Origin of the sequence: Streptomyces roseifaciens (assembly GCF_001445655.1) — a bacterium.
Lineage (GTDB): Bacteria > Actinomycetota > Actinomycetes > Streptomycetales > Streptomycetaceae > Streptomyces > Streptomyces aureoversilis.
Window position 1 is genome coordinate 105,633 of the sequence record NZ_LNBE01000006.1, and the last position, 25,607, is coordinate 131,239.

23 protein-coding genes and 1 other annotated feature are annotated in these 25,607 nt (G+C 70.7%); of the genes, 11 read left to right on the forward strand and 12 right to left on the reverse strand.

The window, feature by feature from the left end; genetic code table 11:
* Window positions 1–29 precede the first annotated feature (29 nt).
* The 3 genes from AS857_RS34480 to AS857_RS34490 form a co-directional block, all read right to left on the reverse strand.
* The gene (locus AS857_RS34480) at window positions 30–1,145 is read right to left on the reverse strand and encodes a phosphotransferase (protein ID WP_079110923.1); all 1,116 of its coding nucleotides are present in this window, start codon (window positions 1,143–1,145) and stop codon (window positions 30–32) included.
* Window positions 1,146–1,160: 15 nt separating this feature from the next.
* Window positions 1,161–1,595 (reverse strand): pyridoxamine 5'-phosphate oxidase family protein, encoded by a 435-nt coding sequence (locus tag AS857_RS34485; RefSeq protein WP_058047411.1) that lies wholly within the window; start codon window positions 1,593–1,595, stop codon window positions 1,161–1,163.
* Window positions 1,596–1,688: 93 nt separating this feature from the next.
* Entirely contained in the window at window positions 1,689–2,348 is a 660-nt protein-coding gene (locus AS857_RS34490) for a response regulator (RefSeq protein ID WP_058047412.1), read from the reverse strand.
* A gap of 363 nt (window positions 2,349–2,711) precedes the next feature.
* Between AS857_RS34490 and pdhA the strand changes: the two genes are divergently transcribed.
* From pdhA to AS857_RS34520, 6 genes are all read left to right on the forward strand, one after another.
* Window positions 2,712–3,863 carry a pyruvate dehydrogenase (acetyl-transferring) E1 component subunit alpha gene (pdhA, locus tag AS857_RS34495; RefSeq protein ID WP_058047413.1) on the forward strand — a complete coding sequence of 384 codons (1,152 nt, stop codon included), beginning with the start codon at window positions 2,712–2,714 and terminating at the stop codon, window positions 3,861–3,863.
* Window positions 3,863–4,843: an alpha-ketoacid dehydrogenase subunit beta gene (locus AS857_RS34500; protein WP_058047414.1), complete on the forward strand. Its 981-nt coding sequence runs from the start codon at window positions 3,863–3,865 to the stop codon at window positions 4,841–4,843. Before pdhA ends, AS857_RS34500 begins: the two co-directional genes overlap by 1 nt.
* 23 nt (window positions 4,844–4,866) lie before the next feature.
* Window positions 4,867–6,372 carry a dihydrolipoamide acetyltransferase family protein gene (locus tag AS857_RS34505; protein ID WP_058047562.1) on the forward strand — a complete coding sequence of 502 codons (1,506 nt, stop codon included), beginning with the start codon at window positions 4,867–4,869 and terminating at the stop codon, window positions 6,370–6,372.
* A gap of 273 nt (window positions 6,373–6,645) precedes the next feature.
* The gene (locus AS857_RS34510) at window positions 6,646–7,479 is read left to right on the forward strand and encodes a helix-turn-helix transcriptional regulator (protein WP_160330288.1); all 834 of its coding nucleotides are present in this window, start codon (window positions 6,646–6,648) and stop codon (window positions 7,477–7,479) included.
* 112 nt (window positions 7,480–7,591) lie between these two features.
* Window positions 7,592–8,263, forward strand: coding sequence for a GntR family transcriptional regulator (locus AS857_RS34515; protein WP_058047564.1), 672 nt, complete (start codon window positions 7,592–7,594; stop codon window positions 8,261–8,263).
* 19 nt (window positions 8,264–8,282) lie between these two features.
* The gene (locus AS857_RS34520; protein WP_058047415.1) at window positions 8,283–9,587 is read left to right on the forward strand and encodes an MFS transporter; all 1,305 of its coding nucleotides are present in this window, start codon (window positions 8,283–8,285) and stop codon (window positions 9,585–9,587) included.
* A 17-nt stretch (window positions 9,588–9,604) separates the two neighbouring features.
* Here the strand turns inward: AS857_RS34520 and AS857_RS34525 are convergent, their stop codons facing one another.
* The gene (locus tag AS857_RS34525) at window positions 9,605–10,435 is read right to left on the reverse strand and encodes a maleylpyruvate isomerase family mycothiol-dependent enzyme (protein WP_058047416.1); all 831 of its coding nucleotides are present in this window, start codon (window positions 10,433–10,435) and stop codon (window positions 9,605–9,607) included.
* A gap of 123 nt (window positions 10,436–10,558) precedes the next feature.
* On the opposite strand from AS857_RS34525, the gene AS857_RS34530 reads away from it, so the two are divergent.
* Window positions 10,559–11,338 (forward strand): carbon-nitrogen family hydrolase, encoded by a 780-nt coding sequence (locus AS857_RS34530; protein ID WP_058047565.1) that lies wholly within the window; start codon window positions 10,559–10,561, stop codon window positions 11,336–11,338.
* On the opposite strand, the gene AS857_RS34535 is transcribed toward AS857_RS34530, so the two are convergent.
* The gene (locus AS857_RS34535) at window positions 11,335–11,667 is read right to left on the reverse strand and encodes a hypothetical protein (protein WP_058047417.1); all 333 of its coding nucleotides are present in this window, start codon (window positions 11,665–11,667) and stop codon (window positions 11,335–11,337) included. The genes AS857_RS34530 and AS857_RS34535 overlap by 4 nt on opposite strands.
* Window positions 11,668–11,856: 189 nt before the next feature.
* Window positions 11,857–11,973 (reverse strand) — a sequence feature (AL1L pseudoknot).
* The gene (locus AS857_RS34540; protein WP_160330289.1) at window positions 11,928–12,266 is read right to left on the reverse strand and encodes a transposase; all 339 of its coding nucleotides are present in this window, start codon (window positions 12,264–12,266) and stop codon (window positions 11,928–11,930) included. (Overlaps the previous feature by 46 nt.)
* Before the next feature lie 594 nt (window positions 12,267–12,860).
* On the opposite strand from AS857_RS34540, the gene AS857_RS34545 reads away from it, so the two are divergent.
* Both AS857_RS34545 and AS857_RS34550 read left to right on the forward strand, forming a co-directional pair.
* Window positions 12,861–14,411, forward strand: a complete 1,551-nt coding sequence (locus AS857_RS34545) for a recombinase family protein (RefSeq protein ID WP_058047418.1) — start codon at window positions 12,861–12,863, stop codon at window positions 14,409–14,411.
* A gap of 137 nt (window positions 14,412–14,548) precedes the next feature.
* Window positions 14,549–16,393, forward strand: a complete 1,845-nt coding sequence (locus AS857_RS34550) for an NHL domain-containing thioredoxin family protein (RefSeq protein WP_058047419.1) — start codon at window positions 14,549–14,551, stop codon at window positions 16,391–16,393.
* Between the two features lie 51 nt (window positions 16,394–16,444).
* On the opposite strand, the gene AS857_RS34555 is transcribed toward AS857_RS34550, so the two are convergent.
* From AS857_RS34555 to AS857_RS34570, 4 genes are all read right to left on the reverse strand, one after another.
* Window positions 16,445–16,675, reverse strand: a complete 231-nt coding sequence (locus tag AS857_RS34555; RefSeq protein ID WP_058047420.1) for a hypothetical protein — start codon at window positions 16,673–16,675, stop codon at window positions 16,445–16,447.
* Window positions 16,676–16,761: 86 nt separating this feature from the next.
* On the reverse strand, window positions 16,762–17,367 hold the full coding sequence (locus AS857_RS34560; protein WP_058047421.1) for a DUF4232 domain-containing protein: 606 nt from the start codon (window positions 17,365–17,367) through the stop codon (window positions 16,762–16,764).
* A 5-nt stretch (window positions 17,368–17,372) separates the two neighbouring features.
* The gene (locus tag AS857_RS34565; protein ID WP_058047422.1) at window positions 17,373–18,665 is read right to left on the reverse strand and encodes a M18 family aminopeptidase; all 1,293 of its coding nucleotides are present in this window, start codon (window positions 18,663–18,665) and stop codon (window positions 17,373–17,375) included.
* A gap of 120 nt (window positions 18,666–18,785) precedes the next feature.
* The gene (locus AS857_RS34570) at window positions 18,786–20,612 is read right to left on the reverse strand and encodes an acyl-CoA dehydrogenase (RefSeq protein ID WP_058047423.1); all 1,827 of its coding nucleotides are present in this window, start codon (window positions 20,610–20,612) and stop codon (window positions 18,786–18,788) included.
* Between the two features lie 131 nt (window positions 20,613–20,743).
* Between AS857_RS34570 and AS857_RS34575 the strand changes: the two genes are divergently transcribed.
* A complete protein-coding gene (locus tag AS857_RS34575) occupies window positions 20,744–21,217 on the forward strand; it encodes an SseB family protein (RefSeq protein WP_058047424.1) in 474 nt (157 codons plus the stop codon).
* Between the two features lie 33 nt (window positions 21,218–21,250).
* Here AS857_RS34575 and AS857_RS34580 read toward each other — a convergent pair whose 3' ends face one another.
* On the reverse strand, window positions 21,251–22,189 hold the full coding sequence (locus AS857_RS34580) for a trypsin-like serine peptidase (RefSeq protein ID WP_058047425.1): 939 nt from the start codon (window positions 22,187–22,189) through the stop codon (window positions 21,251–21,253).
* Between the two features lie 124 nt (window positions 22,190–22,313).
* Between AS857_RS34580 and AS857_RS34585 the strand changes: the two genes are divergently transcribed.
* Window positions 22,314–23,261 carry a pirin family protein gene (locus AS857_RS34585; protein ID WP_058047426.1) on the forward strand — a complete coding sequence of 316 codons (948 nt, stop codon included), beginning with the start codon at window positions 22,314–22,316 and terminating at the stop codon, window positions 23,259–23,261.
* Window positions 23,262–23,271: 10 nt separating this feature from the next.
* Here AS857_RS34585 and AS857_RS34590 read toward each other — a convergent pair whose 3' ends face one another.
* A complete protein-coding gene (locus AS857_RS34590; RefSeq protein WP_058047427.1) occupies window positions 23,272–25,443 on the reverse strand; it encodes an ATP-binding SpoIIE family protein phosphatase in 2,172 nt (723 codons plus the stop codon).
* Window positions 25,444–25,607: the final 164 nt, after the last annotated feature.

The window sequence follows — 25,607 nt, forward strand, 5'->3', positions numbered from 1 at the left end:
CGCGGGGAAGCTCCCTGCGGGACCCCCGCTCACTCCGTGAACGCGTCCCGCACCGCCTCGTACGACCGCGTCCACCAGACCGTCAGCGCCGCCGAGGCCGGGAAGCCGGGGTCCGCGCGGTGGTCGCCCAGCTGGTAGCGCCAGCGCAGCATCCAGAAGTCGTTCAGCCGTTCCCACCACACGCGGTGGACGGCCGCGCCCAGCTCGGCCGGGTCCGCGCCGCTGGCCCGCCGGTACGCGCGCGCGTACGGGCGTATCTTCGCGAGGTCCAGCGTGCCGTCGGGGCGCAGGAAGAAGATGACGGCCGCGCGGACGGCCTCTTCGGCGCGGGGCTGCACGCCGAGGCGGTCCCAGTCGACGATCGCGGCGGGTTCGCCGCCGCGGTAGAGCAGGTTGAGCGGGTGGAAGTCGCCGTGCACCCAGCCGGGGGCGGTGCCGTCGGCGGGGCGGCGGTGGGCGTGGCGCTCCAGCAGGGCGCGGCGCTCGATCAGCCGGTGCTCGGCGAGTTCGTCGAAGGAGTCGCGGGGCCGGCTGCCCCCGCCCCGGCGTACGAGCCCGAGAAGCTCCTCGATGAGGGCGTACGTGTCCTGGGGGTCCGCCGATGCGTCTGCGGGCCGCCGGGCCCCTCCCAGGCCCTCACAGGCCCCTCCAGGGCCTTCTGCGGCCCCCGGTGGGCCGTCGGGGGGCTCCTCGCGGCAGACCTTGGCCAGGCAGGTGTGGACGTGGCCGAGCAGGGCGCCGAGCTTGCGCGACTGGGTGCGGGTCAGTTCGCCGCCGTCGCGGTGGCGGCCGTCGACCCACGGGTGGAGGGCGTAGCAGCGGCCGCCGAGGACGGTGACGGTCGTGCCGTCCGTGCGGGCCACGGGCGGGGCGACGGGCAGGCCGAGGGCGGCCAGGCGCAGGGTGACGCCGTGCTGGCGGGCGATGGCGGTCTGGTCGCCGTCGAGGTGGTGCTTGAGGAAGAAGTTGCCGCGGGTGGTGGTGAGGCGGTAGCCGCGGTTGAGGAGGCCCTCGGTCAGGGGGATGCAGGAGACGGGCTCGCCGGCGCGGTCGTAGCGGCGCAGCAGGGTGCGCAGGGTGCCGATGTCGGGTCCGATGTCGGGTTTGGCGGTGGGCGGGACATCGGTGACAAGTGAGCGTGGCACGTCCCAAATGTTAGATCACGCTGAGTGCGCGGCCTGTCGCGCGGGGACCCCTTCAAGGTGATGCAGGGTGATGAACTGCGGTTCGATGCACAGGTATTCGGGCCGGAAGGGTGCGGCGTCCGCCGTACGGGGCGGCCGGCCGAAGCGCTCCAGGTCGTCCCCGGAAGGGATGAAGAGGCGTGCCGTGCCGACGAATTGCACGGTCCACACCGCCTCGTCGCCCTCGCGCCGGTCGCTCAAGTTGTCGGCGCCGTAGGCGACGACGTTGCCGTCGCAGGCCTGGGCGTAGCCGAAGTCGCCGTGGAGACGGAGCAGGACGCTCCCGCCGGAGACGATGTGGCGGGCGACGGTGACGAAGGGGAGTGCGCGCATGCTGACCGAAAGGCGGCCGTAAGGGGTGCGGCCGAGCAGTTCGAGGGCTCGGTATCGGTCGGACGGCGCGGAGAGCATGGCACCACTGTGCACGCCCGCCACACCCGCCTCCAGGGGCACCCGCCCCTTTGGCGCGGGCCATAGGTCCCGAATCACCGGTTTACCGTAGATTCACCGCTTCTCGGCCTGCAGCCGGGCCACGTACGCCGCCGCCTGGGAGCGCCGCTCCATGCCGAGCTTGGAGAGCAGGCTGGAGACGTAGTTCTTGATCGTCTTTTCGGCCAGGTGCAGGCGTTCGCCGATCACGCGGTTGGTCAGGCCCTCGCCGATCAGGTCCAGGATCCGGCGCTCCTGGTCGGTCAGGCTCGCGAGCCGGTCGTCGCCCTTGGGGGCCTTGCCGTCGCGCAGCCGCTCCAGCACCCGCGCCGTCGCCACCGGGTCGAGCAGGGATTTCCCGGCCGCCACGTCCCGTACGGCGGCGAGCAGCTCATTGCCACGAATGGCTTTCAGTACGTAACCGGACGCGCCCGCCATGATCGCGTCGAAGAGTGCCTCGTCATCGGCGAAGGAGGTGAGCATCAGGCATTTGATGTGCTCATCCTGCGAACGGATTTCCCGGCAGACTTCGACCCCGCTGCCATCCGGAAGGCGAACGTCCAGAACAGCGACGTCCGGCCGCGTGGCCGGAATGCGCACCAGTGCGTCGGCGGCCGTACCGGCCTCCCCGACGACCTCGATGTCGGCCTCGACGGAGAGCATCTCGTGCACCCCGCGCCGGACGACCTCGTGGTCGTCGAGCAGAAATACCGTGATTTTTCCTTGTTCGGGCACAGGGCCAGTCTCACACACCGAGTCTTCCCCTGCTCTTGTCCTCCGGGATAACGTGCCGTCGTTCCGGCAGCCCGCACGGGCTGTGCTCACAAGGTCGTGACCAGGAGCGTCGCCCCGCTTTCTCGATTTACTTGGAAATCCAAGCAAAATTGCAGGTCAGGCGGGGTTTCGCAGGAATGCGGCCTTCTGGGTAACGTGCTTATTGCAGGCCTTTCGCCGGGGCGCCTGTCACGCCCGGTTCCGGCCTCGGCACACCCACCCCGTGTGCCGTCGGGGATCGAGCGAGCATTCTCCTGCCTCACGGCGGGGGAACCCCCTCTGGCCGCCGGCGACCCCGGGGGCCGGACAGACGGAGGAGCACACGTGACTGTGGACAGCACTGCCGCGCGCAAGCCGCGCCGCGGCGGCAGCAAGCGCGCCGGCGCCAAGACCGCCGCGGCGGCGGGCGCACCCGAGCTCGTACAGCTGCTGACGCCGGAGGGCGAGCGGGTCGAGCACCCCGACTACTCCATCGACCTGACCGCCGAGGAACTGCGTGGCCTGTACCGCGACATGGTGCTGACCCGCAGGTTCGACGCCGAGGCGACCACGCTGCAGCGCCAGGGGGAACTGGGCCTGTGGGCCTCCCTGCTGGGCCAGGAGGCCGCCCAGATCGGCTCCGGCCGGGCGACCCGCCCCGACGACTACGTCTTCCCGACCTACCGCGAGCACGGCGTGGCCTGGTGCCGCGGGGTCGACCCCACCAACCTGCTCGGCATGTTCCGCGGCGTGAACAACGGCGGCTGGGACCCGAACGAGAACAACTTCCACCTCTACACGATCGTCATCGGCTCGCAGGCGCTGCACGCGACCGGCTACGCCATGGGGATCACCAAGGACGGCGCCGACTCCGCCGTCATCGCCTACTTCGGCGACGGCGCCTCCAGCCAGGGCGACGTGGCCGAGGCGTTCACCTTCGCGGCCGTCTACAACGCCCCGGTCGTCTTCTTCTGCCAGAACAACCAGTGGGCCATCTCCGAGCCCACCGAGAAGCAGACCCGCGTCCCGCTCTACCAGCGCGCACAGGGCTACGGCTTCCCCGGTGTCCGCGTCGACGGCAACGACGTCCTCGCCTGCCTCGCCGTCACCAAGGCCGCCCTCGACCGGGCCCGCACCGGCCAGGGCCCGATGCTGATCGAGGCCTTCACGTACCGCATGGGCGCCCACACCACTTCCGACGACCCGACGCGCTACCGGCGCGACGAGGAGCGCGAGCTGTGGGAGGCCAAGGACCCGATCGCGCGCCTGCGCGCGTACCTGGAGCGCGAGGGCCACGCCGACGAGGCCTTCTTCGCCGCCCTGGAGACCGAGTCCGACGAGCTCGCCAAGCACGTCCGCGACCGCGTCCGCACCATGCCGGACCCCGACGACATGGCGATCTTCGACAACATCTACGCCGACGGCCACGCCCTCGTCGACGAGGAGCGCGCCCAGTTCGCCGCCTACCAGGCTTCGTTCGCCGAGGAGAGCCACTGATGACCGCCCAGAAGCTCTCCATCGTCAAGGCGATCAACGCCTCGCTGCGCACCGCGCTGGAGAACGACCCCAAGGTCCTCGTCATGGGCGAGGACGTCGGCAAGCTCGGCGGCGTCTTCCGCGTCACCGACGGCCTGCAGAAGGACTTCGGCGAGGACCGGGTCATCGACACCCCGCTCGCCGAGTCCGGCATCGTCGGCACCGCGATCGGCCTGGCCCTGCGCGGCTACCGCCCCGTCGTCGAGATCCAGTTCGACGGGTTCGTCTTCCCGGCGTACGACCAGATCGTCACCCAGCTGGCCAAGATGCACGCCCGTGCGCTCGGCAAGATCAAGCTGCCGGTCGTCATCCGCATCCCCTACGGCGGCGCCATCGGTGCCGTCGAGCACCACAGCGAGTCGCCCGAGACGCTGTTCGCCCACGTCGCGGGCCTGAAGGTGGTCTCCCCGTCGAACGCCTCGGACGCCTACTGGATGCTCCAGCAGGCCATCCAGAGCGACGACCCGGTGATCTACTTCGAGCCCAAGCGCCGCTACCACGACAAGTCCGAGCTCGACACGGAGGCCATCCCGGCCCCCCTGCACGCCGCCCGCGTCGCCCGCCCGGGCACGGACCTCACCCTCGCCGCCTACGGGCCGATGGTGAAGACCTGTCTGGAGGCCGCCGCCGCGGCCGAGGAGGAGGGCAAGTCCCTGGAGGTCCTGGACCTGCGCTCGATGTCGCCCGTCGACTTCGACGCGATCCAGGCGTCCGTGGAGCGCACCCGCCGCCTGGTCGTCGTCCACGAGGCCCCGGTCTTCCTGGGCACCGGCGCGGAGATCGCCGCCCGGATCACGGAGCGCTGCTTCTACCACCTGGAGGCACCGGTCCTGCGGGTCGGCGGATATCACGCGCCCTACCCGCCGTCCCGGCTCGAGGACGAGTACCTTCCGGGTCTGGACCGGGTGCTCGACGCCGTCGACCGCGCGCTGGCGTACTGAGGGGTTTGAGGAGAGTCGTGACCATGACTGCAAGGACCGCTAACGACCAGCGCTTCCGCGAGTTCAAGATGCCCGACGTGGGCGAGGGGCTCACCGAGGCCGAGATCCTCAAGTGGTACGTGGCCGTCGGCGACACCGTCGCCGACGGGCAGGTGGTGTGCGAGGTCGAGACGGCCAAGGCCGCCGTGGAGCTGCCGATCCCGTTCGATGGGGTCGTGCACGAACTGCGGTTCCCCGAGGGGACGACGGTCGACGTCGGCCAGGTGATCATCTCGGTCGACACCCAGCCCGGCGCGGGGCCGGCTGCGCCGGGCTCGCCGGAACCGGGTGAGGCTGCGGCTCCGGCCGCGCCCGCCGAGGAGGCGGAGGAGCCGCAGGGGCGGCAGGCCGTGCTGGTCGGCTACGGGGCGGCGCCGTCTTCTACGAAGCGGCGCGCTCGTAAGCAGCCGGTGCAGCAGGCGGCTTCCCCGGTGGCCGCCGCCGTTCAGGCCGAGCTCAACGGGCGTCCGGCCCCGGGCATGGCCGGGACCCCTGCGGCCGCGGAACCCGCGCCCATAGCGCCCGGAGCGGCGGCCGGAAAGATTTCCCCGGCCCCCGGCACGGGCCAGGCCCCCGCCGCACCGGCAGCCGCCCGTCCCCTCGCCAAGCCCCCCGTGCGCAAGCTCGCCAAGGACCTCGGGGTCGATCTCGCGTCCGTCGTGCCGTCCGGTGCCGACGGCATCGTGACCCGCGAGGACGTCCACGCCGCCGCTTCGGCCGCGACTGCCCCGGTCGCGGAGGAGCCGGCGGCCGTCGCGGGGGTGCCCGCGGCCGTGACGGACCTCGCCGCGCGCGAGACGCGGATCCCGGTCAAGGGCGTGCGCAAGGCCACCGCCCAGGCGATGGTCGCGAGCGCCTTCACCGCGCCGCACGTCACGGAGTTCGTCACCGTCGACGTGACCCGCACGATGAAGCTCGTGCAGAAGCTCAAGGACGACCCCGACATGGCGGGTCTGCGGGTCAACCCGCTGCTGCTCGTCGCGAAGGCATTCCTCGTCGCGATCAAGCGGAACCCGGACGTGAACGCGTCGTGGGACGAGGCCAACCAGGAGATCGTCCGCAAGGACTACGTGAACCTGGGCATCGCGGCGGCCACGCCGCGCGGGCTGATCGTGCCGAACATCAAGGACGCGGGCGTCAAGACGCTCCCCGAGCTGTCGACGGCGCTGTCCGAGCTGGTGGCGACCGCCCGCGAGGGGAAGACGAGCCCGGCGGCCATGTCCGGCGGCACGGTCACCATCACCAACGTGGGCGTCTTCGGCGTCGACACCGGCACGCCCATCCTCAACCCGGGCGAGTCCGCGATCCTGGCCGTCGGTGCGATCAAGCTGCAGCCGTGGGTGCACAAGGGCAAGGTCAAGCCGCGCCAGGTGACGACGCTGGCGCTCTCCTTCGACCACCGCCTGGTGGACGGGGAGCTGGGTTCGAAGGTGCTGGCCGACACGGCCGCCGTGCTCGAGAATCCGCAGCGGCTGATCACCTGGGGATAACACCGCCCAGGGGTGGTGCACCGGGCAATGGCATGGCGCAATGGCCCGGTGCAATGGCCCGGTGCAATAACCATTAGTTGAATCCGAAACGACAAAAGGCCCGGACGCCTCCCTCCTCACCCCCCTCCAGCGAGGAGAGAGATCGGCGTCCGGGCCTCTGCCGTCATGCGGAGCGGCCTCGGGAATCCCACCCAGGTCAGCGGCTGGAATAGCCCGTGCGGCGCAATTTACTTAAGATTGACCAACACTTGCAGTGTCGGAATTGGAGGACGCGTGGACGGCGCCGACCACGTGGACGGGGAATCCATCAGCCGTCTTCTCCGCGCCTGGCGGGCGCGCGTGGACGCACGTACCGTCCCCGAGCTGCGCGGTGTCCTCCCCCGCCCCGGCCGCCGCCTCTCCCAGGCCCACGTGGCCCGGCTCACCGGAGTGAGCGAGGGCTGGTACCGCGCGCTGGAGGCCGGCCGGCGTCAGGACTTCTCCGAGAATTTCCTGCTCCGGGTCGCCCGCGCACTCCGGCTGAGCGAGGCCGAGACGCTCACGCTCTTTCTCGCCGTGTGCGGCCGCCGCCCGCCCGGCGGACTCTCCCGCGAACCGGGCGGTGCGGGCGATCTGCCGCACGGCGTCAAAGTCCTGCTGGAACAGCAGGTCTCCTATCCCGCCTATCTCTCCGATGTGGCCTGGAATATCGTCGCGGCGAATTCCCTCATGGGCGAGTGGTTTCCCTGGGTGCGCAGGCCCGGCGCCAATCTCATGCGCTGGGCGCTGCTCGACCCCGAGGCCCGCGAGCAGATGCTCGACTGGGAGGACGCCTGTGCCCGGACGTACCTCGCGATGCTGCGCGTCGCCGCCAACAGCAACCCCGACAACGCCGAACTGCGCACGCTCGTGCGGGACATCCTCGACGCGGACGCCGACTGCCGGCGCATCTGGTCCGAGGAGCACGACGTGGTGGAGCACCGCGACGGCGACGTCTTCCGGCTGCAACTGCCGTTCCACGGTGGACGGGAGGTGCGTGTGACGAGTCATGTCCTGTTGCCGATACAGCGTCCTGACCTGAGGTTCGTCTTCATCACGCCCGCGGACGGCTGGACGGGGCCGCAATAACGGCTGGACGGAACCGCGCGGACGGCTGGACGGGGCCGTAAACCGGGGCGCCCGTTGTCCGGATCGCGGACCCCCTCTTTCTGCGTATATATGTTGTATCTAAGCTGTGCTCATGCCAACCGCCCCGCCCGTGCCGCTCCAGCGGACGAAGCAGCCCCCCGCCGCCGAACGCGTCTACGCGCACGTCAAGGAAGCCGTCCTGCACCGCCGTTACGAAGGCGGCACGCTGCTCACCGAGGGCGATCTGGCCGAGGCCACCGGCGTCTCGCGGACCCCCGTGCGCGAGGCGCTGCTGCGCCTGGAGGCCGAGGGGCTGATCAAGCTCTACCCGAAGAAGGGCGCCCTCGTCCTGCCCGTCTCCGCCCAGGAGATCGCGGACGTGGTCGAGACCCGGCTGCTGGTGGAGAAGTACGCGGCGGCCAAGGCCGTCCCCGCCTCCCCGCTGCTCATCGCCCGCCTGGAGGAACTGCTCGACGACATGGGCCGCCAGGCCGCCGCCGGCGACCTGGCCGCGGTCTCCGTCAGCGACCGCGCCTTCCACGCCGAGATCGTGCGCAGCGCCGGCAACCAGATCCTCTCCCGGCTCTACGACCAGCTGCGCGACCGGCAACTGCGGATGGGCGTGGCCGTGATGCACGCCCACCCCGACCGCATCGCCAAGAACCACAGCGAGCACACCGAGATCCTCGAAGCACTGCGCGCCGGTGACGCCGAGGGCGCCGTCGCCGTCATCGACCAGCACGTCAGCTGGGTGCGCAACCTGGCCCAGGGCGAGATCCGATGACCGAGCGGGGGGAACACCGATGAGTCAGGGGGCCGCAGCGCTGCCCGGCGACCCACCCGGCGGACGGCGCGCGGTCGCCGTCTGGGGGATCGGCGTCGGGGTGTACTTCGTCGCGATCATCTTCCGCACCAGCCTCGGCGTGGCCGGGATCGACGCCTCCGAGCGCTTCCACATCAACGCCTCCGCGCTGTCCACCTTCTCCATCCTCCAGCTGCTCGTGTACGCGGGCATGCAGATACCCGTCGGCCTGATGGTCGACCGGCTGGGCACCAAGAAGGTGCTGGCCCTCGGCGCCGTGCTGTTCACCGCCGGGCAGTTCGCCTTCGCGCTCTCCCACTCCTACGGGACGGCCCTGGCCAGCCGCGCCCTGCTCGGCTGCGGCGACGCGATGACGTTCATCAGCGTGCTGCGCCTGGGCGCCCGCTGGTTCCCCGCCCGCCGCGGCCCGATGATCGCGCAGGTCGCGGCGCTCTTCGGCATGGCGGGCAACCTCGTCTCCACGATGCTCCTGGCCCGGCTGCTGCACTCGGCCGGCTGGACCGCCACCTTCGGCGGCAGCGCGGCCGCGGGCGTCCTCGCCCTCGTCCTGATGCTGCTGTTCCTGAAGGACCACCCGGAAGGCCACGAGCCGCCGGCGGCCGCGCCCGCCGGGGGCAAGGGCTTCGTCCGCCGGCAGATCGTCCGGGCGTGGCGCGAGCCCGGCACCCGGCTCGGCATGTGGGTGCACTTCACGACGCAGTTCCCGGCGATGGTCTTCCTGCTGCTGTGGGGCATGCCCTTCCTCGTCGAGGCGGAGGGCCTGTCCCGGGAGACCGCGGGGCTGCTGCTGACCCTGGTCGTGCTCTCCAGCATGGCCGTGGGCCTGGTCTACGGGCAGATCATCGCCCGCCACCACGCGGCCCGGCTGCCGCTCGCGCTCGGCACGGTCGCCGCGACCGCGCTGGTGTGGGCGGCGGTGGCCGGCTGGCCCGGCGCGCACGCGCCCATGTGGCTGCTGGTGACCGAGTGCCTCGTGCTCGGCGCGTGCGGCCCCGCCTCGATGATCGGCTTCGACTTCGCCCGCCCCGCGAACCCGCCCGAGCGCCAGGGCACCGCCTCCGGCATCGTCAACATGGGCGGCTTCATCGCCTCGATGACGACGCTCCTGGCCGTGGGCGTGCTGCTCGACGCGACCGGGGACGACTACCGGGTCGCGTTCGCCTCCGTCTTCGTCCTGGAGGCGCTGGGGCTGTCGCAGATCCTGCGGCTGCGGACGCGGGCGCAGCAGCGCGAGCGCGAGCGGATCGTGGCGTCGAGGGTGGAGACGGTGCACGTACCGGCGTGAGCGGGCAGCCGCCCCGCCTAGGGAGTGATCGCGAACTCGCGGAGGACCGCCTCCGCGAGCTCCGTGTCCCCCTCCACCTTGATCCGCCCCGCCGCCGCCTCCGGATGCACCCGGCCGCACGCCAGCCGGGCGTACGTCTCCCAGTCCATCCCGAACGTGACCGTCGGGCCCAGCGACACACTGCTGTCGATCTTCCCCCGGCCCTGTGCGTCGATGCGCACGGTCCGCAGGAACTCCAGCGGGCCGTGCACGTCGAAGACGACCGCGGATCCCGGCGGCGCGCCCGCATCCTTGGCCACGACCTTCGGCAGGGCGCCCAGCAGGAAGTCACGGCAGATGACGGCCGCGGGCGAGTCGAGGTTGCCGGGCATGCCCAGGGCGCGCCGCAGGTCCTGCTCGTGCGTCCATACATCGAAGGCCCGTACCACCAGGGCCCGTTCGAGGGGCTGCTCGTTGCCGGAGCCGAGCGGCCAGCGGATCGCCGTCTGCGGCCCGCGCGATTCGTTGCGCAGCTGCCGGGAGCGGCGGATGACGACGAGCTCCAGCTCGGAGGTCATCTCCAGGGCCGTGTGGCAGCGCCGCACGTCGACCTGCACCTCGTTGTAGCGGGAGAACTCGTCGGTGACGTGGAAGAGGTCGCGCGGCAGCGTGTGCATCGGCCGCGGCTCGCCCAGCATCTCGGTCTCCACGCCGATGACGTGCGAGACGACGTCGCGCACCGACCAGCCCGGGCACTCGGTGGCCCGGTTCCAGTCGCTCTCGGCCAGCGGTGTGACCAGGTCGTTGATGGCTTCGATGGAGTGGGTCCAGGCGTCGATGGCCGGCTGAAGATTCGGGTGGACGGTCACGTGTTCCCTCGGGCGTGCTGGGCAGCGGGTGCGGGGCAAGTGCTGTCTGGGTGCTCTGCAGTTAAGTTACGCTGCGCACGGGCGACCCGGCAGAGGTTTCGTGTGCTGAGAGTGGTGGGTACCGTGCGCGCTTCCCTGATTCAGATAAACGTCGATCCGCAGGAGCCGGCCGCCGAGCGGCGCGCCCGCGCCGCCGCGCTCGTGCACGAGCAGGCCGGCAGCGATCTGGTCGTCCTGCCGGAGCTGTGGCACGTGGGGGCGTTCGCCTTCGAGTCGTTCGCGGACGCGGCGGAACCGTTGGACGGCCCCACGGCCCGCGCGATGTCCGCCGCGGCGCGCGACGCGGGGGTCTGGCTGCACGCCGGCTCCATCGTCGAGAAGGCCCCCGGCGGGGCGCTGTGCAACACCTCCCTGGTCTTCTCGCCCTCCGGCGAACTCGTCCGCACGTACCGGAAGATCCACCGCTTCGGCTTCGACAAGGGCGAGGCCGTCCTGATGACCGCCGGCACGGAGCCCGTCACCCTCCCCCTCCCGGACACCACGCTCGGCCTGGCCACCTGCTACGACCTGCGCTTCCCCGAACTGTTCCGGGCCCTGGTCGACGCCGGGGCGCAGACCTTCGTCGTCCCGGCCGGCTGGCCCGCGAAGCGGCGCGGCCACTGGACGCTGCTGGCCCGCGCACGGGCCGTCGAGAACCTGTCCTACGTGCTCGCCTGCGGCACGGCGGGCACCCACGCGGGCGTCGAGCAGGCCGGCCACAGCGTCGTCTTCGACCCCTGGGGCGAGACCGTCGCGGAGGCGGGCCCGGGGGAGGAGGTCCTCACCGTGGACCTCGACCCGGCGAGGGTCACGAAGGTCCGCGAGGAGTTCCCGGCGCTGAAGGACCGGGTGCTCGGGCGTTAACGGGCGGCGACCTCCCTGTTGTGCTTGTCCACCCATTCCCAGGTTGGGCTGAGCAGGCCGTCCCGGGTGTACTGCACACCCCTTTGCCGCCGAAGGAATGCCCGGTACTCCTTGCTGTGTGCATGCATGGTGCGCTCCAGTTCGTCGTCTCCTGCTGTTCCGACGAGATGAGCGGCATCGGTGCCCTGGAGTCGGCGCGTGCAGCGGATGAGCGCCCGCCGAGGCGCGGACGTTTCACCGATCCGCTCGGCCCGGACGGCCATAGCCTCCTCCAATGCGGCGAGCACGAAACCAGGCTGGACGTCCTTGGTGACACGCCAGGCGAGCACGGCGCAGGAGGGCAGGTCGACGACGAAGATCGTGTAGATCGCTTCGGATGACGTCCCGCCCCGGCGTGCGTCGATGAGCGTGTAATCGATGGCCAGCGTCCCGGCCGCGCCGGTACGGTGAGGGCCCGCCGCTGCTGCTCCGTGTCCACGAGGTGAGACTCCCGCAGCCTTGACGGCGTAGTAGGTGGACGGGGCGATCTCCAGCGTTCTGCAGATCGGCTCGACCCCGAACTCCTGTCGGTGGATGTCGATGAACTCGATCAGCGGACGGATCGCGGGTCGGGCTCCCGCATGAAGAAACCTGCTGCCTCCTTGAGGATCCTGTTGGCCCGCATCAGTTCGTTGATGCCCTTCTCCAACTCGGCGATGCGCCTGGCATCATCGGTCGACCTGCCCGGGCGGATCCTCGCGTCGATCTCGGCCTGACGGACCCACGCTCTCAGCGTTTCCCGGCCGATGCCGAGTTCTTGGGCGACCTGCGAAACCGATCCGTACGACGTGCGGTTGCGTTCGCGTGTCGTCATGACCATGTGCACGGCAAGCTGCCGCAGATCGTCCCGGTACTTCCTCTGGGCAGGCATGGGCAACCCCAGTTCCAAGCTTGATGGCCTACGGGAGGAGGCATTTACAGGCTTCATGCCCTCCAAGGAACGGAGTTTCCCCTGCTCGGTGGCGTGGCTACCAGGCTGGCGAGCACTGGCGAACCCTGGCGAATCCCGGATGAGCCATGGGGGGCGAACAGCGTTGCAATAGCGTTCCCGCGCGGAAGCCGATGGAGGACCGCAGGATGCGCCGCCACCCGTGCCCACGCTTACCGGAATTCCGCACGGAGGTGATGCATGACCGGTGTTCGACAGCTCCTGCGCACAGTGCGAGAAGCCCCAGCCAGGGCGCTTCTCGCTGGTGGCTCGTTTCTGGCCAATGTGGCTCGACTTGCCCTCGAGCTGGTCAGAGACGGCAGCGGATCCTGACTGGGGTCCCGTCGAAAGATCCGGGGGGTCGCCGTCGTGCGGCCCCTCGGCCTACTCCGGAGGTGCCCTCCAGGCGTGACCACCTTAAGTGGTCGGGGCAGCCCGCGTCAGGCATCTGTGACCGGGTACCGGGCTTTCCTTCGGGGCCTGCGAGCATGCATCGCCATTCTCGATTTCGGAGAATAGACAACAGAGCACCAAACTCTTCGCCACACTGACTGTGTGCACCAAGACACGTTCTGTGATCTGTACCTCCGTCTGTCCCTCGACCGGGATGGCAAGACCGCGATCGAACGGCAGGAAGCCGACTGCCGTGCCTGGGTCGAACGCAGCGGATTGACTGTCCGTAAGGTCCACATGGACAGGGGACGTTCCGGCTACAAGACTGTTGAGCGCAAGGGCTTCGACGCCGCGTTGACAGCAGTCACAGCCGGCGTCGTCGGCACACTGATCGTCTGGAAACTGGACCGCCTGTCCCGCAAGGGCATGGGCCAGGTGGGCGAGGTGCTGGATGACATCGAGAAGGCCGGCGGCCGCCTCGTCTCAGTCGTGGACGGTCTCGACACCTCGAACGACTCGGCGCGCACGGTTGTGGCCATGCTCGCTGAGCTCGCCCGGTCCGAATCCAAGAACCTCGGCACGCGCGTAGGCCATGCCAAGCAATACCTGCGGAGCAAGGGCCGGTGGATCGGTGGACAGCCTCCGTACGGGCTGCTCGCCGACCCGGGCACCAAGAAGCTCATCCATGACCCGGAGCATGCCGTCTACGCCCGCCTGATCGCGGATGAAGCGCTCGCCGGGACATCGTTGGTCAAGATCGCCCGGCTCCTCAATGAGTACGAGATCCTCTCGCCCAGGAGTGGACAGTGGAATGCGGCCAGCATCATGCAGCTCCTGCGTTCCCCGGCGTTCGCCGGCCTGATGCCGGAATCCGAGACCGTCGAGACGGATGACGGCGAGCGGAAGTACACGGGCAGGGTCTTCCCGTACCGCGACCCCGAGACGCTGGACACCGTCGGGATCGGTGAGGGGATCATCACGGTCGGAGAGCGTGAACAGATCATCCGCACGCTGGAATCCAGAACGTTCGTACATGCGGGAAAGCGAAGGCCGAAGCCCGAGGGGACGGCACTGCTCACAGGACTCGTCTATTGCGCGGTTCCTGGCTGCGGTCGCCGGATGCACCGTGTGGGCGGCAGCTATCAGTGCATGGCTCGCCGTGCGGGCAACCAGTGCATCGGAGCGTCGGCGCTGGCCGAGGCGGTTGACCACTACGTGACGGAACAGTTCCTCACCAGGCTTCCGGCGCTCGAACCGGACGATCCGCTCCTTGGCGCGATCGCGGATCGCTGGGCGCATCGCGTTGACCCGGAGACCTCTGCGAAACGTGATGCGCTGACTGCCGAGATCCAGGATGAGGAAGCCCGATTGGCCGACCTGGAGGACGCTCGCTATGTGCGTGGCGAGTTCAGCGGCGCCGCAGCCGTGGAACGCTACAACCGGCTTTCAGGGCGTTTGAGGCGGCGCATCGAGGGGCTTGGTGCAGGCCTCCGTAAGCTCTCCATGCCGTCCGTGGATGTGTCACCCATGCTCGACGCCCTCACCTTGCGGGAGGCGTGGGCGGACGCGACGAACGAAGACCGGCGCGATCGGTTGTCGCTCGCCATGGACCGGGTTGAAGTGAGCAAGGGGGTACGCGGACAGCGGATCATCCCCGAGCAACGCATCCGGATCGATTGGGCAAAGCCGGCGGGCACCGACACCGCTACCTGAGCACCACGGCGTGCGCCCCAGCTCGGAGAATCCGCCCTGCAGAGGGTGGGATCATCGCCGTGGTGGAGCGCGTCACATGAGCCGGCGGTTCGTACGGGTGTGATCCGTCGTTTACGGGCTGATGGCAAGCTTGAAGCATGAACGATGCCGCCCCGGCGCCCGCCACCCCCGCGCCCACGCCCCGCCGACGTGCCCGTGTTCGTGCCCCCGAGCTGATCGGCAAGGGTGGCTGGCTGAACACCGGAGGCAAGGAACTCACCCTCGCTGACCTGCGAGGCAAGTGCGTTATCGTCGATTTTTGGACGTTCTGCTGTGTGAACTGCCTGCACGTCCTGGACGAGCTGCGCGAGCTGGAGGAGAAGCACCGCGACACCGTGGTGATCATCGGTGTGCACTCGCCGAAGTTCGTGCACGAGGCCGAGCACCAGGCCGTCGTCGACGCCGTCGAGCGCTACGAGGTCCACCACCCCGTCCTCGACGACCCCGAGCTGGCCACGTGGAAGCAGTACGCCGTGCGCGCCTGGCCCACGCTCGTCGTGATCGACCCCGAGGGCTACATCGTCGCCCAGCACGCGGGTGAGGGACACGCGCACGCCCTGGAGAAGCTCGTCGGGGAGCTGGAGGCCGAGCACGAGGCCAAGGGGACGCTGCGTCGCGGCGACGGCCCGTACGTCGCCCCCGAGCCCGTCGCCACCGACCTGCGCTTCCCCGGCAAGGCCGTCGTGCTGCCCGGCGGCGGCTTCCTCGTCTCCGACTCCACGCGCCACCAGCTGGTCGAGCTGGCCGCCGACGGCGAGACGGTCGTCCGCCGCATCGGCAGCGGCGAGCGTGGCTTCGGCGCCGGCTCCTTCAGCGAGCCGCAGGGCCTCGCGCTCCTGCCGGGTGGCGACAAGGTCGTCGTCGCCGACACCGTCAACCACGCCCTGCGGACGTACGACCTGCAGACGGGCACCGTCGAGACCATCGCCGGCACCGGGCGCCAGTGGATGCAGGGACAGCCCACCTCCGGCCCCGCCCGCGAGGTCTCCCTGTCCTCCCCCTGGGACGTCGCCTGGTTCGCCGACCGGCTGTGGATCGCCATGGCCGGCGTGCACCAGCTGTGGACGTACGACCCGCGGACCGGCACCGTCGAGGTCGCGGCCGGCACGACCAACGAGGGGCTCGTCGACGGGCCCGCGCGCGAGGCCTGGTTCGCCCAGCCGTCCGGGCTCGCCGCGGCCGGGGACCGCCTGTGGGTCGCCGACTCCGAGACGTCCGCGCTGCGGTACGTCGAGCGCGACGGGGACGGCTTCGCCGTGCGCAGCGCCGTCGGCACCGGCCTCTTCGACTTCGGCCACCGGGACGGGGACGCAGCACAGGCGCTCTTCCAGCACCCGCTCGGCGTCACCGCCCTGCCCGACGGCTCCGTGGCCGTCTCCGACACGTACAACCACGCCCTGCGCCGCTACGACCCCGCGACCGGTGAGGTCACCACCCTCGCGACCGACCTGCGGGAGCCCTCCGCCGCGGTCCTCGCGGGCGACGACATCGTCGTCGTCGAGTCCGCCCGGCACCGGCTCACCCGGCTGCGCCTGCCCGAGGAGGCCGTACGGGTCGAGTCCGTCGCCCACCGCACACAGCGGGCCGCCACGGACGTCGCCCCCGGGCGGCTGCGGCTGGACGTCGTCTTCCAGGCCCCGGCCGGCCAGAAGCTCGACACGCGCTACGGGCCCTCCACGCGCCTGCTCGTCAGCTCCACCCCGCCCGAGCTCCTCGCGGAGGGCTCCGGGCAGGGCACGGACCTCGGCCGGGACCTGGTGCTGGGGGAGAGCGTGACGGAAGGCGTGCTGCACGTCTCCGCGATGGCGGCGTCCTGCGACGACGACCCGGAGAACGAGTACCCGGCGTGCCACATGCACCAGCAGGACTGGGGCGTCCCGGTGCGGATCACCGAGGGCGGCGCGGACCGGCTGCCGCTGGTGCTGGCGGGCCTGGACGGCTGACGGCGGCCGTCTGCTGTGGACGGCGGCCGTCTTCTTTATAAGAGGTGCGGATCACCGCGTGAAGCGGTGGTCCTCCTCGACCTCGACCACGCGCGCGGCCGGGTGCGGCGGCTGCGTCCGGCGGCGCTTGTAGATGCTCACGTACGCGCACGTGCCGATGATCCCCACCGCCATCAGGATGAGGCCCACCAAGGGGACGTTCATCCCGTCGACGCGCCAGTCCACCGCGAAGGTGAGGACCGCCCCGATCCCGATCAGACCGATGCACCATCCCATGCCCATGGCTGAAGCCTCCGAATCGATTGGCCGTTCCGGTGCCGGCACGCATGCGCCTACCCCGCACCGGAACGGCCAATCGGCCGGAGCCCTCAGCCCTTGAGCGCGGCGGTCTCGCCGTCCACCCAGTACGTGGCGCGGGCCTGGTCGTCGACGTGCAGCGAACCGCCCGGCAGGGCGGGCGCCGCCGGGTCGCCCGGCAGCGGGTCGCCGCCCGCCGTCTGGAAGGTCACCGACAGCTTCTTGACGTCCCGTCCGGGACCGCCCGAGCCGTCCGCCGCAGTGGGCGTGACGCCTGCGTACGCCGCCTTCCCGGGCGCGACCTTCACCGGCGCCTTCGGCTTGGACTCCTCCGCGACGCCCGCCGTCGCCTGGTCCTGGTCGAAGCGCAGGAACGGGAAGCCGTAAGCGGTGCAGGGCTTTCCGCCGGTGTTCGTCGCCACCAGCAGGAGACGGCCGCCCGGCGCCTTGCGGGCCTCGACCGTCAGGTCGCCGGGGCCGCAGGCGTCGCCCTTGTCCTGCGGCTTGGCGTCGTCCGCGGAGGGCGCCCCGGCGGCGTCGCCGGACGGGCTCGCCGCCGAGGCGCCCTTGCCCTTGCCGTCGTCCTTGCCGCCGTCGCTGCCACAGGCCGTGAGGCCGAGGGCGGCGGTGAAGGTGAGCGCTGCGCCCGCGAGGCGCAGCGCACGTCCGTGCCGCACGGGCCTCAGCCCTCGAGGAAGGCGGTGAGCGCCGCGGCCAGCAGGAAGGGGTCGTCCGCGCCGCACAGCTCCCGCGCCGAGTGCATGGACAGGCAGGCCACGCCGATGTCGACGGTGGCGATGCCGTGCCGGGCCGCGGTGATGGGGCCGATGGTGGTGCCGCACGGCATGGAGTTGTTGGAGACGAAGTGCTGCCAGGGCACGCCCGCGCGCTCGCAGGCGGCGGCGAAGACGGCCCGGCCGCTGCCGTCCGTGGCGTAGCGCTGGTTGACGTTCACCTTCAGGATCGGGCCGCCGTTGGGCACCGGGTGGTGGCCGGGCTCGTGGCGCTCGGAGTAGTTGGGGTGGACGGCGTGGCCGGTGTCGGAGGAGAGGCAGATCGTGCCGGCGAAGGCGCGGGCCTTGTCCTCGTACGTTCCGCCGCGGGCGAAGACGGATCGTTCCAGCACGTTTCCGAGCAGCGGGCCCTCGGCGCCGGTGTCGGACTGGCTGCCGTTCTCCTCGTGGTCGAACGCGGCCAGCACCGGGATGCAGGGCAGTCCCTCGGAGCCGACGGCGGCGATCAGCGCGGCCGTACCGGCGTGCACGGACAGCAGGTTGTCCATGCGCGGGCCGGCGAGGAGCTCCTGGTCGCGGCCGAGGTAGGCCGGCGGCTCGACGCTGTGGACCATCAGGTCCCAGCCGGTGACGTCCTCGGCGGCCAGACCCGCCTCCTGCGCGACGAAGCGGATCAGATCCCCCTCGCGCGGCTCGCCCAGGCCCCAGATCGGGGTCATGTGGCGCTGCTTGTCGAGCTTGAGGCCGTCCTGGTTGACGCCGCGGTCGAGGTGGATGGCGAGCTGCGGCACGCGCAGCAGGGGCCGGTCCACGTTGACGAGGCGGTGGCTGCCGTCCCGCAGCGAGACCCGGCCGGAGAGGCCGAGGTCGCGGTCCAGCCAGGTGTTGAGCAGCGTGCCGCCGTAGAGCTCGACGGCGACCTGGCGCCAGCCCGCCGCACCGGTGTCCGGCAGCGGCTTCACGCGCAGGTTGGGGGAGTCGGTGTGCGCACCGACGATCCGGAAGGGGGTGGCGGGCGTCGCGCCCTCCGGCACGTACCAGGCGATGATCGCGCCACCGCGCGTCACGTACTTGCCGCCGGTCGTGCCGTCCCACGCGTCGGTCTCTGCGACCTGACGGAAGCCCGCCTTCTCCAGCCGCTCCGCGGTGTTGGCCACCGCGTGGTACGGGGAGGGACTGGCGGCGAGGAAGGACATCAGGTCGTCGGTGTGGCCGCGGTCGAAGCGGTGCGCAGAGCTCATGCGATTCAGGATAAGGATCAGGGCAAGAGCCGGGCGCTGGTTTACGCCCGGGCTCTTGCCCCATCGTTCACACGGGCCTCAACAGCCCTGTTCTGTTAAAAGAAGCCGGTCGGAGACCGATCAGAACGCGGCCTCGTCCAGCTCCATCAGGGAGTTGTCGACGGCCTCGGCGAGCGAGCGCTCGACGGAGACGCGCGGCAGGACGTCGGTCGTGAAGAACTTCGCCGCCGCGATCTTGCCGGTGTAGAACGCCTTGTCCTTGGCGGAGGCGTCGGCGAGCTTCTCGGCGGCCACGGCCGCGCCCTTGAGCAGCAGGTAGGCGACGACGACGTCACCGGAGGCCAGGAGCAGGCGGGTGGTGTTCAGGCCGACCTTGTAGATGTTCTTGACGTCCTCGCCGGTGGCGGTGAGGTCGGTGATCATCTTGCCGACGATCGCCTCCAGGTCCACCGCGGCCTTGGCGAGCGCACCGCGGGCGCCGGCCAGGTCCTCGCCGCCGGCCTCGGTGGCCAGGAACTTCTTGATCTCCTCGGAGAGGGTGTTCAGGGCCTGGCCCTGGTCACGGACGATCTTCCGGAAGAAGAAGTCCTGCCCCTGGATCGCCGTGGTGCCCTCGTAGAGGGTGTCGATCTTCGCGTCGCGGATGTACTGCTCGATCGGGTACTCCTGCAGGTACCCGGAGCCGCCGAAGGTCTGCAGCGACTGGGCGAGCTGCTCGTAGGACTTCTCGGAGCCGTAGCCCTTGACGATCGGCAGGAGCAGGTCGTTGAGGCCGTGCAGCGCCTTGGCGTCCTCGCCCGCGGCCTCCTTGACCATGATCTCGTCCTGGACGGAGGCGGTGTAGAGCACGAGGGCGCGCATGCCCTCCGCGTACGCCTTCTGCGTCATGAGCGAGCGGCGCACGTCGGGGTGGTGCGTGATGGTGACCTTGGGCGCGGTCTTGTCCATGAAGTTCGCCAGGTCCGGGCCCTGCACGCGCTCCTTGGCGTACTCCAGCGCGTTGAGGTAGCCGGTGGAGAGGGTGGCGATGGCCTTCGTGCCGACCATCATCCGGGCGAACTCGATGATCATGAACATCTGGCGGATGCCGTCGTGCTTCTCGCCGATGAGCCAGCCCTTGGCGGGGTGCTTGTCGCCGAAGGTCATCTCGCAGGTGTTGGAGGCCTTCAGGCCCATCTTGTGCTCGACGTTGGTGGCGTAGACGCCGTTGCGCTCGCCCAGCTCGCCGGTCTCGAAGTCGAACTCGTACTTCGGCACGAGGAAGAGGGACAGGCCCTTGGTGCCCGGGCCGGCGCCCTCGGGGCGGGCGAGGACGTAGTGGAGGATGTTCTCCGCCATGTCGTGCTCACCCGAGGTGATGAAGCGCTTCACGCCCTCGATGTGCCAGGTGCCGTCCTCCTGCTGCACGGCCTTGGTGCGGCCGGCGCCCACGTCCGAGCCGGCGTCGGGCTCGGTCAGGACCATGGTGGAGCCCCACTGCTTCTCCACGGCGATCTTCGCGATGTGCTTCTGCTGCTCGGTGCCCTCGTCGAAGAGGATGCCGGCGAAGGCCGGGCCCGAGGAGTACATCCAGATGGCCGGGTTGGCACCCAGGATGGACTCGGCGTAGGCCCAGATCAGCGAGCGCGGGGCGGTGGTGCCGCCGATCTCCTCCGGGATGCCCAGACGCCACCACTCGGCGTCCATGTACGCCTGGTAGCTCTTCTTGAAGGTGTCCGGAATCGGGGCGGTGTTGGTCTCGGGGTCGAAGACCGGGGGGTTGCGGTCGGTGTCGGCGAAGGACTCGGCCAGCTCGTTCTCCGAGAGGCGCGTGATCTCCGACAGGATGTCCTTGGCGGTTTCGACGTCCATCTCCGCGAACGGGCCGGAGCCGTACAGCTTGTCGCGGCCGAGAACCTCGAAGAGGTTGAACTCGATGTCGCGGAGATTCGACTTGTAGTGGCCCATGACAACGGCTCCGTAGTGACTGGGAGGACGAACCCTCAAATACGTACCGGGCAGTAATCTGCATGATGCTACCCACCGGTAATAAGACGCAACCCCTGTTCGACCGACTGTGACCCTTTACGCTTTGGCCCATGTACGGCTACGACCAGAACGCGGGCACGCAGGGTTACGCGCCGCCGCCACCGCCGCCTCAGCAGCCCGGCGGCCCCGGCGTCTACGGCGAACAGCCGCTCTACCCGGAGCCGTCCCCTCCGTCGCTCGCCGATGCGGTGCGGGCCTTCACCACGGGATCGATGTCCGCGGAGGACTTCCAGACCGTCTTCTCCACGTCGAAGGTCTACTGCCCGCGCGGCGACAACCCGGGCTTCCTCGCGCTCCACAACACCCAGCAGCCGGTGATCCCGATGTTCACCTCGCTGAAGGAGCTGCGGCGGTACGCGGGCAAGGAGTCGAAGTACTTCGTCATCACGGGCGCGGAGGTGATCGACCTCCTGCCGACGGGCTACGGCTTCGTGCTCGACATCGAGGGAGACCACCGGATGGTGTTCGACGCGAAGGCGGTCGAGCAGATGGTGGACTTCACGATGCGGAGGCTCTACGGCTGAGCCGCGGGTGACGGCCGCTCGGCCCGCAGGGGCTCAGCCCCTGCCCGTCGCCCTCCGGTAGAGGGACTCGATTCCGTCGCCGAAGTACGAGCTGTACGACGTCTCCTCGTCGCCGCCCTCGTCGTGGCCGCCCACGACCCCGTTGATCGTGCCCAGCCCGCTCGCGGGGTCGACGTCCGTCAGGAACGGGCCGCCGCTGGTGCCGTTGGGCATGTCCGCGCAGTCGAAGCGGAGCTGGGTGGGGCTGTGGGTCTGCGTGCGGTTCTGGCAGGAGACCGGGCGCTCCTCCCCCAGGGGGTAGCCGATCACCCGCGCCGGCCGGTCCGCCGGCGGCCGGAAGCGTATCCGCTCCGCGCCCGTGACCTGCTCGATCGGCTTGCCGTCCCCGTCCGGCCGGCGCACCCGCAGGAACGCCACGTCGTAGTCCGGGTCGCGGTCGGCCGCCCACTCCGGGGCGATGTCCACCGACGTCGGCACCCACACGCCGTACGGGGCGACGCCGTCGCGGTAGCCCGGCACGAAGGCGATGTCGGTGCGGAAGCCGTCCAGGTGGACGCAGTGCGCGGCGGTGACGATCAGGTCGCCCTCGGGGCTGTGCACGACGCTCGCGCTGCAGCCGTGCCCGGGCTCGCCCTGGCCCGTGTAGAACAGCGGCCCGACGGCGGGCGAGGCCGGGGCCTCCGCGGCGCGCAGGGGCTCGGAGGCGGGGAGCGGGTCGGTCCTTCCGCTGTCCGCGGGCCTGAGCGGGGCCGTGTTCTTCTCGGTGCGGACGGCCGACCGCATGGCCTCCGCGGTTTCGTCCCCCTTCTCCTTCGGCTGGGCGAAGTGGCCGGAGGCGTCGCCGTCGGCCACGGGGGAATCCGTCGCGAGGCCGTGGTTCGCCACGACGACGCCGAGTCCGGCCAGCGCGACGACCGCGGCGACGAAGGCGGTGACGGCGGCCGGGCGGGGGCCGGTGGCGTTCTGGCGCATTGATCCAGTGTCCATGATCCGTGGCGGGGGCCGCCCCGGGGATCCGCCGCGGGGAATGCGGGGGTCCTTGCAGGTTGTTCACTCTTCAACTAAATTGAACGGTGAACGAACCGAGGAGGTCGTCATGCCAGCAGTGACCGTCGAGAACCCGTTGACCCTGCCGCGCGTCTCCGCCCCGGCGGGCGCCCCGCAGCGGCCGGTGCTGTACGTCGGCACGGCTCCGGCGGGTTTCGAGGGCGAGGGATTCCCCGTGCGCAGGGCCTTCGCGGGGATCAATTACAAGTACCTCGACCCGTTCATCATGATGGACCAGATGGGCGAGGTGGACTACGCCGCCGGCGAGCCCAAGGGCACCCCCTGGCACCCGCACCGCGGGTTCGAGACGGTGACCTACATCATCGACGGCACCTTCATCCACCGGGACTCGCACGGCGGCGGTGGCGTCATCACCGACGGCGACACGCAGTGGATGACGGCCGGCTCCGGGCTGCTGCACATCGAGACGCCGCCGGAGGAGCTCGTCACCAGCGGCGGCCTCTTCCACGGGCTCCAGCTGTGGGTGAACCTGCCCCGGGACGACAAGATGATCGCCCCGAAGTACCAGGACATCCGCGGGGGCAGCGTCAAGCTGCTGGCCTCCGGGGACGGCGGGTCGCTGGTCCGGCTGATCGCCGGTGACGTGGCCGGGCACGAGGGGCCGGGTGCGACGCACACGCCCATCACGATGATCCACGCCTCCGTGAGCCCCGGCGCGGAGCTGACGCTCCCGTGGCGCACCGACTTCAACGCCCTGGCCTACGGGCTCGCCGGGCACGGGTCGGCGGGCGCCGAGGGGCGGCCCTTCGCGATGGGGCAGACCGTCGTCTTCGGGCAGGGCGACTCGGTGACCATCCGGGCCGACAGGAAGCAGGAGTCCCGGACGGAGAACTTCGAGGTCGTGCTGCTGGGCGGACTGCCGATCCGCGAACCGATGCAGCACTACGGGCCGTTCGTCATGAACACCCACGCCGAACTGGCCCAGGCCTTCGACGACTACCAGGCGGGGCGACTGGGAGTGATCCCGGCGGCGTAGCCCTGACCGGCTAGCCGGCCGCGAGGGAGGTCACCCCCGCCCCCTCCTTCTCGTACAGCTCGAACCAGATGTTCTTGCCCTCTCCCCGCGGGTCCACCCCCCACGCCCCGGCCAGGATCTCCATCAGCACCAGCCCCCGCCCCGACGAGGCCATCTCCCCGGGGTGGCGCCGGTGGGGGAGTTCGTCGCTGCTGTCCGAGACGTCGACGCGGACGCACCGCGCCCCCGGCTCGCCGGTGATGCGGGCGATCAGCACCGCGTCCCCGTCCGTGTGGACGAGGACGTTGGTGACCATCTCCGAGACCATGAGGACGGCGGAGTCGGTCTGGTCCCCGTCCGGCCAGTCGTGCATGAGGTCCCGGACCTGCTGCCGCGCCTCGGCGATGCGTTCCGGTTCGGCCTGGGCGATGGTGAGGACGGTGCGCCGTACGGGCCGCGGTACGGCCGCGGGCCCGGCGCCGGCCGTGCCGTCGGCGCGGGCGAGCAGGAGGACGGCGATGTCGTCCTCGCGGCGGTCCAGGAGCGGGCCGGTCGTGTAGTGGGAGGAGGGGCCGTGGACGGCCTGGACGAGGGCGTCCGCGAGCGCCTCCAGGTCGCCGTCGGGCCCGCCGCCGTTGCAGGTCCCGGTCAGGTCCAGGGGCTGTCCTTCGATGACGCCGCGCAGCCGGTCCCACCCGCTGTCCAGGTCGTGGCCGCCGGTCTCGATCAGCCCGTCCGTGCAGACGATCATCGTCTCGCCGGGTTCGAGGACGAGCCGCGTCGTGGGGTAGTCGGTGTCGGGGTCGATGCCGAGCGGCAGTCCGCCCGCGGTGTTGCGGACGAGCATCGTGCCGTCACCGAGCCGGATGGCCGGGTTGGGGTGGCCGGCGCGGGCGATGTCGAGCCGCCCGCTCTCGGGGTCGACCTCGATGTACAGGCAGGTCGCGAAGCGCGGCTCGGCCTCGTCGCCCTCGGTCTCGGAGGCGTTGATCCCGGCCAGGAAGTGGGAGGCGCGGGAGAGGACCGCGTCGGGGTGGTGGCCTTCGGAGGCGTAGGCGCGCAGGGCGATCCGGAGCTGGCCCATGAGCCCGGCGGCCCGTACGTCGTGTCCTTGGACGTCGCCGATGACGAGGGCGATCCTGCCGAGGGGGAGCGGGATCATGTCGTACCAGTCGCCGCCGACCTCCAGTCCGCCGCCGGTGGGCACGTAGCGCGCGGCGACGGCCATGCCGGGGATGTCCTGCTGGAGGGTGGGCATCATCGACCGCTGCAGGCCGACGGTCAGTTCGCGCTCGGACTCGTGGACGCTGGCCCGGCTCAGGGCCTGGGCGAGCATCCGGGCCACGGTGGTCAGCACGGACCGCTCGTCGGGGGTGAAGGACACCGGCACGCTGAATCCGGCCATCCACGCCCCGATGATCTGTCCCGCGTTGATCAGCGGCAGGAACGCCCAGGACTGCCGGCCGAAGTGCGCGACGTCGTTCCAGGCCTCGGGGAAGCGGCGCTGGTAGTCCTCGGGGGCCGGCAGGTAGATGGCCCGGCCGGTGCGGATGACCTCGGCGGCGGGGTAGGCCGCGTCCATGGGCAGGTCCAGAAACGGTTCGGCGCTCCCGGGCGTGTACCCGTGGTGCCCGATCACCCGGACCCGGCTGCCCTCCCCGCTGAAGACCGCGAGCCCCGACGGCTCGAAGCCCGGCATCGACAGCCCCGCGGCCACCCGCAGCACCTCGGCGGTGGAGCGGGCCTCGGCGAGGGCGCGCCCCGCGTCCAGCAGGAACGCCTCCCGGTTGCGCCTCCAGTCGCCCGTGACGGTCGCCTGCGCCGCCGACGTCCCCGGCTGCGGCTCCGGCACCTCCTGCACCGTGCCGACGAGCACGAAGTCGATCCGCCCGGCGACCGCGGCCCGCAGCTGCGGGCGCAGCCGGACGCGCACCGTCCGCAGCACCCGGCCCTCGCCGTCCACCACCCGCAGCCGTGCCTCGGAGAGCGTCCCCTCGCTGACGGCCAGGCTGATGACGCCCTGGACCTCCACCCAGTCCACGGCGTGGAAGCGGGCCCTGGTGGCGGATTCCGTCAGCTCCGTACGGGTGGCCGGGAGCCCCAGCAGCCGGGCGGCCTCGGCGTCGAAGGTGGCGATGCGCGTGGCGTTGTCCCAGTGCCACAGGCCGGTCGCGGTGGCGGCCAGTACGTCCTCGGTGCGCATTGCCCTACTTTATGCAGGTCCGCGCAATGGGTACCACCGAAGGTACGGTGGGCGGATCTTCACAAGCGCGCAGTACCCTTGCTCCCGTGTTGTATGCACGCCAGCCCTGTGCCGCAGGTACGAGCCCTGTGCCGTAGGCGGGCTGGCCCACGCCCTCGATCACG

Bases quoted from the DNA above. Each gene is read 5' to 3' on its own strand.
- AS857_RS34555 (WP_058047420.1), bottom strand. From the start codon at position 16,675: ATGGGCATGGGATGGTGCATCGGTCTGATCGGGATCGGGGCGGTCCTC.
- AS857_RS34550 (WP_058047419.1), top strand. From the start codon at position 14,549: ATGAACGATGCCGCCCCGGCGCCCGCCACCCCCGCGCCCACGCCCCGC.
- AS857_RS34570 (WP_058047423.1), bottom strand. From the start codon at position 20,612: ATGGGCCACTACAAGTCGAATCTCCGCGACATCGAGTTCAACCTCTTC.
- AS857_RS34515 (WP_058047564.1), top strand. From the start codon at position 7,592: ATGCCAACCGCCCCGCCCGTGCCGCTCCAGCGGACGAAGCAGCCCCCC.
- AS857_RS34565 (WP_058047422.1), bottom strand. From the start codon at position 18,665: ATGAGCTCTGCGCACCGCTTCGACCGCGGCCACACCGACGACCTGATG.
- AS857_RS34590 (WP_058047427.1), bottom strand. From the start codon at position 25,443: ATGCGCACCGAGGACGTACTGGCCGCCACCGCGACCGGCCTGTGGCAC.
- AS857_RS34580 (WP_058047425.1), bottom strand. From the start codon at position 22,189: ATGCGCCAGAACGCCACCGGCCCCCGCCCGGCCGCCGTCACCGCCTTC.
- AS857_RS34500 (WP_058047414.1), top strand. From the start codon at position 3,863: ATGACCGCCCAGAAGCTCTCCATCGTCAAGGCGATCAACGCCTCGCTG.
- AS857_RS34575 (WP_058047424.1), top strand. From the start codon at position 20,744: ATGTACGGCTACGACCAGAACGCGGGCACGCAGGGTTACGCGCCGCCG.
- AS857_RS34485 (WP_058047411.1), bottom strand. From the start codon at position 1,595: ATGCTCTCCGCGCCGTCCGACCGATACCGAGCCCTCGAACTGCTCGGC.
- AS857_RS34505 (WP_058047562.1), top strand. From the start codon at position 4,867: ATGACTGCAAGGACCGCTAACGACCAGCGCTTCCGCGAGTTCAAGATG.
- AS857_RS34520 (WP_058047415.1), top strand. From the start codon at position 8,283: ATGAGTCAGGGGGCCGCAGCGCTGCCCGGCGACCCACCCGGCGGACGG.
- AS857_RS34585 (WP_058047426.1), top strand. From the start codon at position 22,314: ATGCCAGCAGTGACCGTCGAGAACCCGTTGACCCTGCCGCGCGTCTCC.